The organism is Methylobacterium sp. HJ2, from assembly GCF_056431005.1.
Genome location: NZ_JBWJYM010000012.1, coordinates 91,606 through 105,218, shown reverse-complemented (window position 1 = coordinate 105,218; position 13,613 = coordinate 91,606). Strand labels below are relative to the sequence as shown.

14 protein-coding genes and 1 pseudogene are annotated in these 13,613 nt (G+C 72.3%); 2 read left to right on the top strand and 13 right to left on the bottom strand.

What is annotated here, in order from left to right; all coding sequences use genetic code 11:
• Positions 1-11: 11 nt before the first annotated feature.
• The 3 genes and pseudogenes from ACS5RC_RS23915 to ACS5RC_RS23905 all read right to left on the bottom strand — a co-directional run.
• Positions 12-464 carry a response regulator gene (locus ACS5RC_RS23915; protein ID WP_478346422.1) on the bottom strand — a complete coding sequence of 151 codons (453 nt, stop codon included), beginning with the start codon at positions 462-464 and terminating at the stop codon, positions 12-14.
• A gap of 81 nt (positions 465-545) precedes the next feature.
• The gene (locus ACS5RC_RS23910) at positions 546-2,141 is read right to left on the bottom strand and encodes an ATP-binding protein (RefSeq protein WP_478346471.1); all 1,596 of its coding nucleotides are present in this window, start codon (positions 2,139-2,141) and stop codon (positions 546-548) included.
• 297 nt (positions 2,142-2,438) lie between these two features.
• Positions 2,439-3,143: pseudogene (locus tag ACS5RC_RS23905) on the bottom strand (CHASE domain-containing protein); the annotation flags it as partial.
• 365 nt (positions 3,144-3,508) lie between these two features.
• Between ACS5RC_RS23905 and ACS5RC_RS23900 the strand changes: the two are divergent.
• Positions 3,509-3,886 carry a hypothetical protein gene (locus ACS5RC_RS23900; protein WP_478346421.1) on the top strand — a complete coding sequence of 126 codons (378 nt, stop codon included), beginning with the start codon at positions 3,509-3,511 and terminating at the stop codon, positions 3,884-3,886.
• A gap of 9 nt (positions 3,887-3,895) precedes the next feature.
• Here ACS5RC_RS23900 and cynS read toward each other — a convergent pair whose 3' ends face one another.
• The 4 genes from cynS to ACS5RC_RS23880 are packed head-to-tail and all read right to left on the bottom strand — an operon-like array spanning position 3,896 to position 7,660.
• Positions 3,896-4,384 (bottom strand): cyanase, encoded by a 489-nt coding sequence (cynS, locus tag ACS5RC_RS23895; RefSeq protein ID WP_478346420.1) that lies wholly within the window; start codon positions 4,382-4,384, stop codon positions 3,896-3,898.
• Positions 4,385-4,441: 57 nt separating this feature from the next.
• Positions 4,442-5,437, bottom strand: coding sequence for an ABC transporter ATP-binding protein (locus ACS5RC_RS23890; RefSeq protein WP_478346419.1), 996 nt, complete (start codon positions 5,435-5,437; stop codon positions 4,442-4,444).
• 7 nt (positions 5,438-5,444) lie between these two features.
• Positions 5,445-6,296, bottom strand: coding sequence for a nitrate ABC transporter permease (gene ntrB / locus ACS5RC_RS23885; protein ID WP_478346418.1), 852 nt, complete (start codon positions 6,294-6,296; stop codon positions 5,445-5,447).
• Positions 6,297-6,301: 5 nt separating this feature from the next.
• Positions 6,302-7,660 (bottom strand): CmpA/NrtA family ABC transporter substrate-binding protein, encoded by a 1,359-nt coding sequence (locus ACS5RC_RS23880; protein ID WP_478346417.1) that lies wholly within the window; start codon positions 7,658-7,660, stop codon positions 6,302-6,304.
• A gap of 161 nt (positions 7,661-7,821) precedes the next feature.
• Between ACS5RC_RS23880 and ACS5RC_RS23875 the strand changes: the two genes are divergently transcribed.
• On the top strand, positions 7,822-9,702 hold the full coding sequence (locus ACS5RC_RS23875) for a sigma 54-interacting transcriptional regulator (protein ID WP_478346416.1): 1,881 nt from the start codon (positions 7,822-7,824) through the stop codon (positions 9,700-9,702).
• Positions 9,703-9,714: 12 nt separating this feature from the next.
• Here ACS5RC_RS23875 and ACS5RC_RS23870 read toward each other — a convergent pair whose 3' ends face one another.
• From ACS5RC_RS23870 to ACS5RC_RS23845, 6 genes are all read right to left on the bottom strand, one after another.
• Positions 9,715-9,912 carry a hypothetical protein gene (locus tag ACS5RC_RS23870; RefSeq protein WP_478346415.1) on the bottom strand — a complete coding sequence of 66 codons (198 nt, stop codon included), beginning with the start codon at positions 9,910-9,912 and terminating at the stop codon, positions 9,715-9,717.
• A gap of 5 nt (positions 9,913-9,917) precedes the next feature.
• Complete coding sequence (locus ACS5RC_RS23865; RefSeq protein ID WP_478346414.1) at positions 9,918-10,115, bottom strand: hypothetical protein; 198 nt, start codon at positions 10,113-10,115, stop codon at positions 9,918-9,920.
• A 51-nt stretch (positions 10,116-10,166) separates the two neighbouring features.
• Positions 10,167-10,412 (bottom strand): hypothetical protein, encoded by a 246-nt coding sequence (locus ACS5RC_RS23860; RefSeq protein WP_478346413.1) that lies wholly within the window; start codon positions 10,410-10,412, stop codon positions 10,167-10,169.
• Between the two features lie 65 nt (positions 10,413-10,477).
• Positions 10,478-11,407: an acyltransferase domain-containing protein gene (locus ACS5RC_RS23855; protein WP_478346412.1), complete on the bottom strand. Its 930-nt coding sequence runs from the start codon at positions 11,405-11,407 to the stop codon at positions 10,478-10,480.
• Positions 11,408-11,521: 114 nt separating this feature from the next.
• The gene (locus ACS5RC_RS23850; RefSeq protein ID WP_478346411.1) at positions 11,522-12,667 is read right to left on the bottom strand and encodes an HD-GYP domain-containing protein; all 1,146 of its coding nucleotides are present in this window, start codon (positions 12,665-12,667) and stop codon (positions 11,522-11,524) included.
• A gap of 562 nt (positions 12,668-13,229) precedes the next feature.
• Positions 13,230-13,517, bottom strand: a complete 288-nt coding sequence (locus tag ACS5RC_RS23845) for a hypothetical protein (protein WP_478346410.1) — start codon at positions 13,515-13,517, stop codon at positions 13,230-13,232.
• Positions 13,518-13,613 lie beyond the last annotated feature (96 nt).

The window sequence follows — 13,613 nt, the reverse complement described above, 5'->3', positions numbered from 1 at the left end:
CGTCTCGGTCGTCATGGATTCTCCGGAACCTGCATCACCGAGAAGAACAGCCCGAGCTGGCGGATGGCGTTGGCGAAGCCCTCGTAGTTCACCGGCTTGGTGATGTAGACGTTGGCGCCGAGATCGTAGCAGCGCTGCACCTCGCGGCTGTCGTCGGTGGTGGTGAGCACCACGACGGGCGAGCGCTTGGTGTGCGGGTTCGCCTTGACCGTCTCCAGGATGTCGATGCCGGTCATGTCCGGCAGGTTGAGGTCGAGCAGGATGAGCAGGTGGCGCCGGGCGCTGACCTCGCCGGTCCCGTCCGGCCCGAGCAGGTAGGCGAGCGCCTCCGTGCCGTTGCGGAACGGCACGATCTCGTTGTTCACGCCCGCCCGGCGGATGTTGCGCTCGATCAGGCGGGCATGGCCCTCGTCGTCTTCGATCATCACGATGCAGACAGGATGCACGGGCGCGTCTCTCGTCATCGGACCCCCCTCTCCTGCCCCGGGCGCCGCGGGATCGGGCGCCGCCCCGGGTTCGCGCCGGCCTGTTCGCGGCCGGCGGCTCTAGGCCGTCGGGCCCGCCGCCCGGCGGGGCAGCGTCACGCTGAAGGTCGTTCCCCGCCCCAGCTCGGACGATACCGTGATCCGTCCCCCCAAGGAACGCACCAGCGCCTTCACGTGCGCGAGCCCGATGCCCTCGCCCGGCCGGTCCTGTGCGCCGGAGCGCCGGAACAGCTCGAAGATGCGGGCATGGTCCTGGGGGGCGATGCCGCGACCGTTGTCGGAGACCGTGTAGCAGATCCGGCCGCCGCCGACCGCATGGCCCGCGACCGCGATCCGGCCCGGGCGCCCGGGGGCGAGGTATTTCAGCCCGTTGTCGATCAGGTTGCCGAAGATCTGCTCCACCGCGAGGCGGTCGGCCACGAGGTCGGGCAGGTCCGCGTCGATCTCCACCAGCGCGCCCGCGCTATCCGCCTGATGGCGCTGCGCGTCGGCGAGGCCCTGGACCAGGCCCGCCATCGCGAGCGGCTCCGGCCGGAACGTCCGCCGGCCCTCCCGCGACAGCTTCAGGATCGCGGCGATCAGGGCTTCCATCTTGGTGATGGCGGCCTTGATGAAGCCCAGCGCCTCCTCCATGTCGGCGTCGATGCGTTCCGCCTCCGGCGCGTCCTTCAGCGCGGCGCGCACCTCTCCGCGCACCGTCTCCAGCTCGCTCGTGAAGCCCATCACGTTGACGAGCGGGGCCCGCAGGTCGTGGCTGACGATGTAGGCGTAGCGCTGGATCTCCTCGTTCGATTCGCGCAGCTCCGCCTCGGCCTCGCGCTGCTCGGTGATGTCGGTGTGCACGCCGACCCATTCGCGAATCCCGCCATCGGGCTCGAGGATCGGCACCGCCCGGATCGCATAGTGCCGCCACGCTCCGTCCCGCGCGCGGACCCGGTGTTCGAACACGAAGGTGCGCCGCTCGGCCACCGCGGCGTTCCAGGCCTCGACGCTGGCCTGCGCGTCGTCCGGATGGACGGCGTCCGCCCAGCCGTAGCCCTCGTACTCGGCCCGGCTCTGTCCGGTGATCTCCGCCCATCCGGGCTGCTCGCCGGCCATCCGCCCCTGGGCGTCGTTCGTCCAGAGCACGCCGCGCACGGCCTGCACGGCGCCCCGGAAGCGGTCCTGCTCGCGCCGCACCGAGGCCAGCAGGCGGGCGTTGTCGAGGGCCACCGCGGTCTGCGCGGCGAAGCCCACGATCAGGCGCTCCTCGCGGGTGCCGAAGCGGGCGGGCTCGGGATGGCCGAACAGCAGGGCGCCGAGCGTGCCGCCGGAGCCCGACACCACCGGCACCGCGAGGTAGCTGCGCACCGGTAGGTGGCCCTTTGGCATGCCCCCGTGCGAGCCGTAGCGCGGGTCGCGGCTCACGTCGTCTGAGCGGACCACGCCCTCGGCGAGGAAGGTCGGCTTGAACAGCTGCGTGGCTCGCGGCAGCCCGAAGCGGGTGAACGCCTCGCGCGGCCCGCCGGTGAGGCTGAACAGGCGCCAGACCTCCTCCGGGTTGTCCTCGGCGCCCGCGGGCACGCGCTCGAAGAAGGCGCCGTAGCGCCCACCGACGAGGCGGGTCGCCGCCTCGATCACGGACTGCACCAGGCGCTCGAGCTCCGTCTCGGCCACCAGCGCGGTGCCCGCCCGGTTGAGGAGGTCGAGCCGCTCGGTCTCTTCCTGCAGCGCGAGGCGGGCCTCCTCGGAGCGCTGGTTCGCCCGCGCCTGGGCGAGCGTCGCGCCCGACAGCAGCAGGGTCGCCAGGGTCCCGAGCCCGAGCACCCCCGGCCAGATCGCGCCGCCGGGATCGCGCGCGAAGGCCGGGGCCGCGGCGACCGCGAGCGTCCAGGCGTGCCCGGCGATGTCCACCCGGCGCGTCGTCGCGAAGTCGGCCCCCGTGGCGGCGGGCGCGGAGGCGTAGAGCAGTCGGGCCTCGTCCGGTCCGTCGCCGTCATAGACCCGGTAGGACAGTTCCGGCTGGCCCCCGGCCCTGGGGGACATCGCGGTGCGGGGAAACAGGTCCCCGGCCCGGAACGGGCTGTAGACCCAGCCGGTCAGCGCCGCCCGCCGCGTGGCCTGCGTCTCCGGCACGCCGCCGCCCGCATAGACCGGAATGTAGATCAGGAAGCCCGGCTGCTTCGCGCGGTCGATCTCCTGGATCAGCTCGACCCGGGCCGTGAGGGCCGGCTCGCCGGTGTCGCGCGCCCACGCCATCGCCTCCCGGCGCAGGGGCTCGGCATACATGTCGAAGCCGATCGCGGCGGCGTTGCGCGGATCGAGCGGCTCCAGCGCCACGATCGCGGTCGGGAGATCGTCGCCGCGATGCTCCGGCCAGAGGCGGAATTCCGGCAGGCCCTGCGCCCGGGCGTCCCGCACCACGGCGTCGGCCTCCTCGGGCCGGAAGCGCCGGGCGAAGCCGATGCCGCGGGTGCCCGGATAGAGATCGGCGAGGCGCAGGCGCGCGACGAAGGCGGCGAGCTCCGGCCGGGAGACCTCGCGGCTCGCGGCGTAGAGCCCGGCCGTGGCGCGCAGCAGCGCCACGTAGGTGTCGAGCCGCTCGCGGATGCGCTCGGCCTGCTGCCCGGCGAGCCGCAGGAAGCGATCGTGGTCGCGCGCGATCCCGGCCTGCCGCATCTGCAGCGCCACGGCGCCCGAGGCGACGAGGCCGACGAGCAGGACCAGGGCGGGCAGCAGGTAGGCCGGGGGCGAGCGCCGCGGCGACGCGGTGGCGGGTGCGGTGACCGGATCCTGCATGGGCGGGGGGCTCAGGGACGAACGGGCCTCTCTGCCATCCGGCGGGGGCGAGCGCCAGATGGTGCGGGCGGGCCCCGAACGGACAGCCGGGCGAATGGCGCGCTCCCCGCCGGCGCACCGCGCCATTCCGGCGCGCGACAGGCCCGCGCCATCGGGGCTAGAACGGTCCCGCCGCGGAGACCGCGGCCTTCGGGCGCCCCCGACCGGAGACCCGCAGGGACGCCACGCTCAGGGACGCCGACCTCATGGACGCCAAGCTCGCACACCACGTCAGGCAGGCCGCCGCCGCGGGCCGGCGCCGGGCGATGGCCTTCCCGCGCGGCACCCCCAAGGATGCCCTGCCCTTCGCGGTGCTGGAGCTGTTCGACGCCGAGGTGCGCGGCCATGTCGAGCGCGACCGCCGGATCGAGGACGAGCGCGACCGGGTGCTGATCGCGGCCGTCAAGCTCGCCGAGACGCCGGCCGAGGCCGTCGACGAGATCGAGCCGGCCCGGCGCCATCTCGTCGACGCGATCGACTATCTCGAGCAGGCGGTCCTGCGCTTCGGCATCGTCAACCGGCAGGCCGCCCGGGCCGGCTACGGCGTCGCCGGCGCGCCGGTGGCCGACCGGGACCTCGCGTGAGGCGGCCGATCAGGGCTCCTTGAAGCCGTATTCCGGCACGCCGTCCTCGTTGCCGTAGTACTTGTAGGGCAGGAACTTGCCCGACATGGCGAGCTTGACGCGGTCGCCCTTGTTGTTGGCCTCGCGCTCCATCGTCATGTTGAAGTCGATCGCCGACATGATGCCGTCGCCGAACTCCTCCTGGATCAGCTCCTTCCAGGTGGTGCCGTAGACCATCACCAGCTCGTAGAACCGGTAGATCAGGGGGTCGGTCGGCGGTAGCTGGGGGATCGAGCCGCGATAGGGCGCCTCGTTGAGCATGCGCTCCTCGGCCTCCGTCAGGCCGAACAGCTCGGCCGCCTTCCGGGCCTGGGGCTTGGGCAGCTTCATCTGGCCCATGCAGGCGGCGGTGATCAGGATCGGCGAGATGCCGCCGATCTCCTCCTGGATGTGCTTCCAGGTCCAGCCCTTCTCGCGCTTGATGTCGAGCAGCTTCTCGGTCAGGTCTTCGCGCTTCATCGCGTCTTTCTCCGGGTGGGGACGCCGCCCTCGGCGGCGGGGAGGTCGGTGGCCGGGTCAGGCCCGCAGAGCAGGCGATCCGGCGGGCGATCCGGCGGGCGCCGCGATCGCCCGGGCGTCGGCCTCGCTGAGCGCGGGGCGCACCACGGGCGGGCGGCGGGGGTCGTAGCCCGCGGGCATGGCGTCCCGCAGGGTCTTCGAGCGGGTCACCAGGAAGTCGATCAGGTGGTTGCGCAGGGCGTAGTAGCCGGGCGCGTGGTGGAGCTGCGTGCGGTCGCGGTCCTTGGGCAGCGGGTTCTCGACGATCTCGGCGACCCTGGCCTCGGGCCCGTTCGTCATCAGGACGATGCGGTCGGCGAGGTAGATCGCCTCGTCCACGTCGTGGGTGATCATGAACACCGTCTGCCCGGTCTCGACGCAGATCCGGCGCACCTCGTCCTGCAGGGTTCCCCGAGTCAGCGCGTCGAGCGCCGAGAACGGTTCGTCCATCAGCAGGATCTTCGGCTCGATCGAGAGCGCCCGGGCGATGCCGACGCGCTGCTTCATGCCGCCGGAGAGCTCGGAGGGCCGCTTGTGCTCGGAGCCCGCCAGCCCCACCGTGGCGATGGCCCGGCGCGCCCGCGCCTCCACCTCGGCCCGCTTGGCCTTCCGCCAGCGCGAGGAGACCGCGTAGGCGACGTTACCCAGCACGCTGCGCCAGGGCAGCAGGGCGTGGCCCTGGAAGATCACCGCCCGGTCGAGGCTGGTGCCGCCGATCTCGCGGCCATCGACGATGACGACGCCTTCCGAGGGCGCCTCAAGCCCCGCCAGGATGTTGAGCACCGTGGTCTTGCCGCAGCCCGAATGGCCGATCATGCAGACGAACTCGCCCCGGCGCATCGGCAGCCAGAGATCCGCGAACACCGTGGCCTGCCCGCCGCCGGGAGCGGGGTAGCGCCGGGCGATGCCCTCGACGGAGATGAACTTCTCGGAGGTCGACATGCGGCCGGTCCCGACAGGGCTATCGGGCGCGGCGCTGGCGGAGCGGCGCACGAAGGGAAGCAGGGAGCTCATGCGCGCCTCACTCGGGGAAGGTGACGAGGCGCTGGGCGCGGGCGAGCAGCTGGTCGAGCACCATGCCGACGAGGCCGATCACCAGGATCGAGGTGATCACGTTGGTGATCGAGAGGTTGTTCCACTCGTTCCAGACGAAGTAGCCGATGCCGGTGCCGCCCACGAGCATCTCGGCCGCCACGATCACGAGCCAGGCGATGCCGATGGAGATGCGCATGCCGGTGAGGATGGTGGGCGCCGCCGCCGGCAGGATCACCGTGAAGGCGCGGCGCAGCGGGCCGACCTCGAGGGTGCGGGCGACGTTGAGCCATTCCCGCCGCGTGCTCGAGACGCCGAACACCGTGTTGATCAGCATCGGCCAGAGGGAGCAGATGAAGATCACGAAGATCGCCGACAGGCCCGAATCCTTGATCGTGTAGAGGGCGAGCGGCATCCAGGCCAGCGGCGAGACCGGCTTGAGGATCTGGATGTAGGGATCGAGGGCGCGGCTCATCAGCGGCGACATGCCGATGAGGAAGCCCACCGGGATCGCCACCAGCACGGCGAGCCCGTATCCCAGCGCCACGCGCCCGATCGAGTAGGCGAGCTGGATGCCGATCCCCTTGTCGTTCGGGCCCCGGTCGTAGAACGGGTCCTTCAGGTGCTTCCAGATCGTGGCGCCGACGTCGAGCGGCCCGGGCATCGCCGACTTGCCGGTGGTGGCGGCCTGCCCCATCAGCGCGGCGTATTCCGGGTCCATGGCCTCGGTCCGGGACACCCCGGAGACGGCCACCTGCCAGACCAGCAGGAAGCTCGCGAGGAGCGCCAGCGAGAGGATGCCGGCGCGCAGGGACAGGGTGCGGTTGGCGGCGCGGGTCATGGCGCTCAGCTCGCGCGCTTGATCTTGAAGGAGTCGAGGTATTCCTGGGGCTTTGCCGGATCGAAGGCCTTGCCCATCACCGCGAAGGTCTTCGTCGTGGCCTCGGGCGGTGTGAGCCCGTCCTGGCGCATCAGCCGGGCCGCGTCGGTGGCGAGGTAGACCTTCTGGGCCACGGCCGCGTAGTCGACGTCGCCCTTGATCTGACCCCAGCGCTTCATCTGGGTCATGATCCAGACCGCGAAGGAGGGCCAGGGGAAGGCGTCGAAATCGACGCGGTCCGGCACCTTGCGCACCTGCCCCAGCCCGTCCGCGAAGGTCCCGGTCAGCACCTGCTCCACCACCGTCAGCGGCTGGTTCAGGTAGTTCGCGGGCGCGATCGCGGCGGCGATCTCCTTGCGGTTCTCGGCCTTCGAGGCGTAGGCGGTGGCCTGGATGACGGCGCGCAGGAGCGCCGCGTAGGTGTTGGGCGTCTCCTTGATGAACGCCTCGGAGGCCGCGAAGGCGCAGCACGGGTGCCGGTCCCAGATCTCCTTCGACAGGAGATGGATGAAGCCGACGCCGTCGTAGACCGCGCGCTGGTTCACCGGGTCGGGGGCGAGGAAGCCGTCGATGTTGTCGGCGCGCAGGTTGGCGACCATCTCGGGCGGCGGCACCGCGCGGATCTGCACGTCGGTGTCCGGGTCGATGCCGGCCTCCGCGAGGTAGTAGCGCAGCAGGTAGTTGTGCATCGAGTAGTCGAAGGGCACCGCGAGCTTGAAGCCCTTCCAGTCCTTCGGGTCGCGCCGGTCCTTGTGCTTCATGGCCAGCGTGATCGCCTGGCCGTTGACGTTCTCCACCGCGGGCATCGTGTAGGCCTGCGGGGTCGAGCCGATCCCCAGCGAGATCGCGATCGGCATCGGCGCCAGCATGTGGGCGGCGTCGTATTCCTTGTTGAGCGTCTTGTCCCGGATGACGGCCCAGCCGGCGGTCTTGACCACCTCGACGTTCAGGCCCTGCTTCTCGTAGAAGCCCATGGGCTTGGCCATGATGATCGGCGTGGCGCAGGTGATCGGGATGAAGCCGACCTTGAGGTCGGTCTTCTCGGGCTTGGCGCCCTCGGCGAAGGCCTCGGCGACGAACTTGGTCGGGAAGAGCTGGCTCACCGCCGCGAGGGCGGTGGCCGCGCCGACGCTGCGCAGGAAGGCCCGCCGCTCGCCGTCGTGCGGGAACAGGGCCCGCATCACCGCGCCCTCGACCACGCGCCCGATGACGGCGTCGCCCGCCACGGCGTCGTCGTGGGCGGCTTGATCCGCGTGCGCGCCGCAGGAGCAGCCGCCGCGGGCGAGGTGCCGTTTCGCGTCGAAGGGATTGTCGAACACCGCCATCTGGACCTCGCGCGTTCTGCAGCCGTCGAGAGTTTGGCAAAGGCCGTGCCAAGCGGATAAGTCCAGAAAATCCGATATTTATCAGCAGGTTATCGTTTCAATGCGAATTCACGAGAAATCGTGTATTCCGAGATTTCGTAATCCAGCGACGAGATCTCGCGATGCCCGAGGCTGCGCCCGCATTCGGTCCCGTGTTCGAGGCGGCCGGCGAGGCCATGCTGGTGATCGAGCCGGCCACCGACCGCATCCTCGACGCCAACCCGGCGGCCGCGCGGCTGCTCGGCCATCCGCGCGCGGGCCTGCAGGCGATGGCGGCGAGCGCCCTGCATCCGGGCCAGCTCCCGGCGCTCATCGTGTTCACCCAGGGCGTCGAAGCGCAGGGGCGCTGGTGGACCCACGCGCTGACGCCGCGCCACGGCGCGGGCAAGGCGCTCGCCCTCGAATATGCCGGGAGCCTGCTTCCGGGGGAGCCCGCCCGCCTCCTCGTCACCCTGTCCGATCTCGACGCCCGCCGCGCGCGCCAGATCGACCGCGCGGCCGAGGAGCACATGCGCGCCGGCCTCTCCGAGTGGCAGCGCATGGAGCGGATTTTTCGCGATATCGAGCGCGAGAATCAGCTCATCCTGCGGGCCGCAGGCGAGGGCATCTACGGCGTCAATGCCGAGGGCGTGACCACCTTCATCAACCCCGCCGCCGAACGGATGCTGGGCTGGGCGGCGGCCGACCTCGTCGGCAAGGACATGCACGCCACCGTGCACCACACCCGGCACGACGGGGCGCATTACCACCACCACGATTGCCCGATCTACGCGGCCTTCCGCGACGGCGCGGTGCATCAGGTCGAGGACGAGGTGTTCTGGCGGCGCGACGGCACGGCCTTCCCGGTCGCCTACACCTCGACGCCGATCCGCGACCGCGGGGCGCTCGTCGGCGCGGTCATCGTGTTCCGCGACATCAGCCAGCGCCGCGAGGCGGACGAGCGCCTGCGCAGCGCGCTGGCCGAGGTCGATTCCCTGCGCGAGCGGCTGGAGCTCGAGAACGCCTATCTGAAGGAGGAGATCCGGGCGGGCAGCCACCACCAGGGCATCATCGGGCGCAGCCCTGCGATCGAGGCGACGCGGCGCCAGATAGACCTCGTGGCCGGCACTGACGCGACCGTCCTGGTCACCGGCGAATCCGGCACCGGCAAGGAGCTGATCGCCCGCGCGATCCACGAGGCGAGCCGGCGCCGCGACCGGCCGCTCATCCGGGTCAATTGCGCGGCGGTGCCCCGTGAGCTGTTCGAGAGCGAGTTCTTCGGCCATGCGCGCGGCGCCTTCACCGGGGCCTTGCGCGACCGGGTCGGGCGCTTCGAGCTGGCGGATGGCGGCACGCTCTTCCTCGATGAGGTCGGCGAGATCCCCCTCGACCTGCAGGGCAAGCTGCTGCGGGTGCTGCAGGAGCGCTCCTTCGAGCGGGTCGGCGACGAGCGCACCCGGGCGGTCGACGTGCGGCTGGTCGCGGCTACGAACCGCGACCTGAAGGAGGAGGTGCGCCGGGGCCGCTTCCGGGGCGATCTCTATTTCCGCCTCAACGTCTTCCCGGTGGCCGCGAGCCCCCTGCGCGAGCGGCCCGAGGACATCCCGCTGATCGCCCAGCACATGCTGCGCGGGGCGGCGCGCCGGCTCGGCGTGCCGGAGCCGCGCCTGAGCGAGGGCGACGTGCGCCGCCTCTGCCGCTACGACTGGCCGGGCAACGTGCGCGAATTGGAGAACGTGATCGAGCGCGGCGTCATCCTGGCGGCGCGCGGGCGCCTGCGCCTCGACCTGCCGGATATCGAGGGTCCGCCGCCGCGTCCCGCCGCCCCCTCCGTGCTTCCGGCGCCCCGCCTCCTCACCGAGGCGGAGCGCCGCGACCGCGACCGGGCCGAGATCGCAGCGGCCCTGGCCCTGGCCGGCGGCAGGGTCTCCGGTCCCGGCGGCGCCGCCGAACGCCTCGGCATCCGGCCGACGACCCTGGCCTCGCGGATCAAGGCCCTGGGCATCGAGCCGCGGCGACGCTGACCCGGGCGGGGATCAGATCTCGGTCTCGCGCCGGACGATCGCGTCCTCGCCGGTTCCGGTCTGCGACAGCCCGACATCCGGGCTCTCGTCGGCGACCGCCACGGGCTCGTTCGTCGGGGGCTCCTGCGGGTCGGCGCGGCGGCGCGTCCCCGGCAGGGAGGACGAGGCCCCCGGCGGAAGCGGGCCGGGCGCATCGGGGTCGCGCACCATCCGCCTCACCCCCGGCCCGTGCCCTCGAAGGGGCCCGCCTCGCCGCGGCGCTCCGCCTCCGCCTCCGTGCCGGCGCGCTCCATCGGCCCGTCCGTCGGGCGTACCTGCCCGCTGGCCGGATCCCGGGGCGTGATCGCGGCGCCCTTCGGCTTCGGGCCGGTGCCGGCCTGGCGTTGGGCCTGGGTGTCGATGTCTTCGGTCATGCGGGCTCTCCTGTCCGGGATCAACGCCGCCGCGGAGGGCTGGTGCCCCGTTCAGGCGTCGTCCTCGGTGGCGAAGACCTCGCCCTGCTCGGCCAGCCGCACGTCGGCCTCGTCCGCCCGCAGCTCGGCCAGGCTCCAATACTCCGCGAGCAGGCGCGCCACCGGCTCCGTCTCCGGGTCGGCGCGACCCGCGAGCAGGTCGGCGACATGGGCTTCGATCGCCGCGGGATCGTCGCTCCCGCGCCCGGCCGCGACCGCGGCGGCGAGAGCCTTACGCTTGTCCTGCACCGCGCCCATGGAAACCTCCGCCCGGCTCGATCCTCTCTCGGCCGACGCGGGACGGGCCGCTCGGGTTCCCGCGATCAGCCGCCGGCCGCCCGGGCGATCCAGTCCTGCACCCCCGCGACGGAGCGGAAATCCTCCAGGGCGTGGACCTGCGCGTCGGGGAGCGCGCTCCGCGCCATGGTGGCGAGCGCGTGACCGGGGCCGAGCTCGAGCACGGCCCCGGCGCCGAACTCGGCGCAGGCCACGAGGCAGGCCGCCCAGTCGAGGGGCTCGGAGATCTGGCGCGCCAGCTTGTCGAGCCCGGCCCGTGCATCGAAGACCGCCGCCCCGTCGAGGCCGGAGAGCAGCCGCGGCCCGCCGGGCCGCGGCCTCAGGATCGGCGCGTCCGCCAGGACCGCGCGGAACCGGGCGCTCGCGGCGGCGAGGAGCGGGGTGTGCGAGGGCGTCTGCACCGGCAGCAGAACCGCGCGTTGCGCCCCCCGCGCGAGGGCCCCCCGGCAGAGCGCGTCGAGGCTCTCGCGCGCGCCGCCGACCACGAAGCTGTCGGGCGCGTTGCGGATCGCGAGGTGGCAGTCCAGCTCGGCGGCGAGGCCGTCCAGCGCCGCGCGCCCGAGACCGCGGATCCCGGCGAGGCCGAAGCCCTCCCCCGAGGCCGCATCCATCGCCTCCGCCCGCGCGGCGGCGAGGCTCAGCACGGTCTCGGGCGCGAGCCGGCCGGCGCAGCCCCAGGCCGCGAGGTCGCCGATGCTGTAGCCTGCGACCAGCGCCCGCGGCGCGGCCTCAGCCACGATCGTCCAGGCACTGAGCGCGGCCACGCAGCACAGGATCTGCCCGGTGCGGTTGTCGTGGAGCGCCGGCCCGCCGGCCCGCACGAGATCGCGCGGGTCCTGTCCCAGGAGCGGGCGCGCCGCCGCGAAGACCGGTCGTGCCGCCGGCAGGTCCGCCGTCAGGTCGAACATGCCCGGATGCTGGCCGCCCTGGCCCGAGAGCAGCACCGCAAGGCTCATGGTCGCGTCCTCCCCGGCTCCGGTCCGGGCCGCCGCCGAACCGTGCGGCGTCGCCCGTTCCGTCGCAAGGGGCGGCGGCGGTTCCGTTCCGGGCGCCGTGCCGCCCGGCGCCGCTCAGACCCGCGGCGCCCAGGCCCTGGGGTGCGCGGCCGTATCCGCCGCGATTTCCCGGAGCAGGGCCGGGACCCGGGCCCAGGGCTGGATCTCGCCCGCGATCTCCTTCCGCCCGGCATGCTCGATCGACCGGCCCGCAGCCACGATCTTCGGCCAGCAGGCCTCGAACGCCGCGACGCAGGCCGGATCGAAATGGGCCCCGCTCTCCGCCCGGATGCAGGCCAGGGCCGCCTCCAGCGACATGGCCTCCTTGTAGGGGCGCTGCGTCGTCAGCGCGTCGAACACGTCGGCCACCGCCACGATCCGGGCCGCCAGCGGGATGGCCTCGCCCGCCAAGCCCTTGGGATAGCCGGTGCCGTCCCAGCGCTCGTGGTGCGATTCCGCGATCTCGGCCGCCAGCCGGATCAGCGGCGAGGCGCTGCCGCTGAGCACGCGGCGGCCGATCTCCGTGTGGGTCTTGACCAGGGCGAACTCCTCCGGCTCGAGCTTTCCGGGCTTCAGCAGGATGCCGTCCGGGATCGCGACCTTGCCGACGTCGTGGAGCGGCGCGGCGAGGTAGAGTCGCTCACAGAAATCGGGCGCGAGATCGAGCGCCAGGGCCATCAGCTGGCTGTAGCGCGCCACCCGCCAAGTGTGGTCGCCGGTGTCGGTGTCCCGGTACTCGACGGCGAGCGAGAGCCGGAAGATCATCTCCTCCTCCCGCTCCCGCATGTGGCGCACCGCCGCCTCGACCTGCCCGTCGAGCCAGGCCGCCTGCTCCGCGAGCCGGCTCACGGCGCTGGCGAGCTGGACCAGGTTGTTCAGCCGGACCCCGAGCTCGATCGGCCGCAGGCGCTTGTCGATGAAGTCCGTCGTTCCCGCCTTGAGGGCCGCGAGGCGGATCGCGTCGGAATCCTCGCTCGTGATCATCGCGACCGGGACCTGGGCGTAGTGCGGCATGGTGCGCAGCCGCTCGACGAAGGCGACCCCGTCGATCTCCGGCATGTGGTAGTCGACCAGGACGAGGTCGAAGGCCCGCGTCTGCGCCTCGATGAGGGCCGCGGCCGGGCTGGTATGGCTCGCGACCGTGACGTCACGAAACTCTTCGAGCAGCGTGCGCATCCGCATCTGCATGGTTCGGCTGTCGTCGATGAGAAGGGCGTCCATAAGCGTCGGTCCGGGTTCCGTGCGGTCTGCCGACCGTCACGCGGGATGCGGGCAGGAGCGGCGAGGCAGGGACGACCTGGTCGGCGCGGTGCGCGGCGCACGACCCACGACGCGGTGGGGCACGGGCCAAGAGGGCGGCCCGGATGCGGGCCGGCCCGGTCTGGGAAGGACAATCATGGCGTCGGCACCAGAGGCGGTCTCCTGTGCGGATATGATTCAGTGTCTTCCACGCGAAGTTGCATCAAAGAAGCTAATCATCAGTTTATTTCTATCCTGCAGACAGGTATTTCGGTGCCGGATCATCTCGGAGATGTCCGCTTAAACTGCATCTGAATGCAACCTCCAGACGAGGAACGTTGCTTTTGCCCGTTTGAGCTGCGTCAGGACCTGCCGGGACGATCGCGCCACCGACGATTGCTCGCGATCGCCGGCCCCGAAGCCGCGCGCCGTCGTCGCCGCGCCCGGGCGAGCGCCCTCGCCGCCGCGCACGGATCGCGCGGCGCTCCAGGCGCGGCGGCCCGAAGGGCGCGGGCGTCTCCTGCGCGAGGCCGGAGGGCTGGGATCAGTCCTGGCCCTTGGGTGCCGCGCGCGAGAGGGCGTCGTCGTGCGCCGGCTGCGAGGTCTCCTCGGCCGGATCGTCGCCGGCCGCGCCCGTCCGGGCGGTCTCGTCCTGCGAGACGGGAGCACCGATGGCGGCCATCAGCATCCTGAGGCCCTCGATCCAGGCATCGACCTCGGCGCGCGAGGCGAGGCCCTCGCGTCGGAAATCCTTGCCCGGCTCGATCGTGGCGATGACGTCGAACAGGCCGTCGGGCCTGTCCGCGATCCGATAGGAGACGCGTCTTGGCATGGCTTCCCGTACCGCAACCTTCCCAGCGAGAGAAGGTTGCGCGCGAAAATCAGGGGCGCGGCGCAATCGCTCCGTCGCGCCCCCGCGCCTTCGTAA

Excerpts from the sequence above, each read along its gene's own strand:
- ACS5RC_RS23915 (WP_478346422.1), bottom strand. The coding sequence starts at position 464 with ATGACGAGAGACGCGCCCGTGCATCCTGTCTGCATCGTGATGATCGAA.
- ACS5RC_RS23900 (WP_478346421.1), top strand. The coding sequence starts at position 3,509 with ATGGACGCCAAGCTCGCACACCACGTCAGGCAGGCCGCCGCCGCGGGC.
- cynS (WP_478346420.1), bottom strand. The coding sequence starts at position 4,384 with ATGAAGCGCGAAGACCTGACCGAGAAGCTGCTCGACATCAAGCGCGAG.
- ACS5RC_RS23890 (WP_478346419.1), bottom strand. The coding sequence starts at position 5,437 with ATGAGCTCCCTGCTTCCCTTCGTGCGCCGCTCCGCCAGCGCCGCGCCC.
- ntrB (WP_478346418.1), bottom strand. The coding sequence starts at position 6,296 with ATGACCCGCGCCGCCAACCGCACCCTGTCCCTGCGCGCCGGCATCCTC.
- ACS5RC_RS23880 (WP_478346417.1), bottom strand. The coding sequence starts at position 7,660 with ATGGCGGTGTTCGACAATCCCTTCGACGCGAAACGGCACCTCGCCCGC.
- ACS5RC_RS23875 (WP_478346416.1), top strand. The coding sequence starts at position 7,822 with ATGCCCGAGGCTGCGCCCGCATTCGGTCCCGTGTTCGAGGCGGCCGGC.
- ACS5RC_RS23870 (WP_478346415.1), bottom strand. The coding sequence starts at position 9,912 with ATGGTGCGCGACCCCGATGCGCCCGGCCCGCTTCCGCCGGGGGCCTCG.
- ACS5RC_RS23865 (WP_478346414.1), bottom strand. The coding sequence starts at position 10,115 with ATGACCGAAGACATCGACACCCAGGCCCAACGCCAGGCCGGCACCGGC.
- ACS5RC_RS23860 (WP_478346413.1), bottom strand. The coding sequence starts at position 10,412 with ATGGGCGCGGTGCAGGACAAGCGTAAGGCTCTCGCCGCCGCGGTCGCG.
- ACS5RC_RS23855 (WP_478346412.1), bottom strand. The coding sequence starts at position 11,407 with ATGAGCCTTGCGGTGCTGCTCTCGGGCCAGGGCGGCCAGCATCCGGGC.
- ACS5RC_RS23850 (WP_478346411.1), bottom strand. The coding sequence starts at position 12,667 with ATGGACGCCCTTCTCATCGACGACAGCCGAACCATGCAGATGCGGATG.
- ACS5RC_RS23845 (WP_478346410.1), bottom strand. The coding sequence starts at position 13,517 with ATGCCAAGACGCGTCTCCTATCGGATCGCGGACAGGCCCGACGGCCTG.